This is a genomic window from Methylobacterium sp. WL18 (genome assembly GCF_008040015.1).
In the GTDB taxonomy this organism is placed as follows: domain Bacteria; phylum Pseudomonadota; class Alphaproteobacteria; order Rhizobiales; family Beijerinckiaceae; genus Methylobacterium; species Methylobacterium mesophilicum.
This window is the reverse complement of the sequence record NZ_VRVD01001310.1, coordinates 1-480: the sequence shown is the minus strand read 5'-3', so window position 1 is coordinate 480 and position 480 is coordinate 1. Positions and strand designations below refer to the sequence as shown.

1 protein-coding gene is annotated in these 480 nt (G+C 76.5%); it reads left to right on the top strand.

Features of this window, described 5'->3' with window-relative positions:
* The coding region (locus FV228_RS32475; protein ID WP_348645081.1) for a TRCF domain-containing protein at positions 1-480 on the top strand (480 nt) is incomplete at both ends.

The following is a 480-nucleotide window of genomic DNA, read 5'->3' as shown; positions in this document are numbered from 1 at the left end:
GCTTCGCGGTCAGCGCCCGCGACCTCGACCTGCGCGGGGCCGGCGACCTCGTCGGCGAGGACCAGGCCGGCCACGCCAAGCTGGTCGGGCTCGGCCTCTACCAGCACCTGCTGCAGCTGGCGCTCACCGCCGCCAAGGGCGAGCCGGCCGAGGATTGGAGCCCGGAGATCGAGATCGGGCTGCCGAGCCGGATCCCGGCGGATTACGTGCCCGAGCCCGAGATCCGCCTGAGCCTCTACACGCGGCTGCTGCGCCTGCGCGACGGCGAGGCGATCGAGGCCCTGTCCGGCGAGGTCGAGGACCGCTTCGGCGCAGCCCCGGCGCCGGTCCTGGCCCTGTTCACCCTGGCGCGGCTGCGCGCCGCCTGCTGCGGGCTGGGCGTGGCCCGGCTCAGCGGCGGTCCCCAGGGTGTCGCGGCCGACATCCGGTCCGACCGGCCGCTGCCGCCGATGCCGGCCGAGGACGGGATCGTCCTGCGCC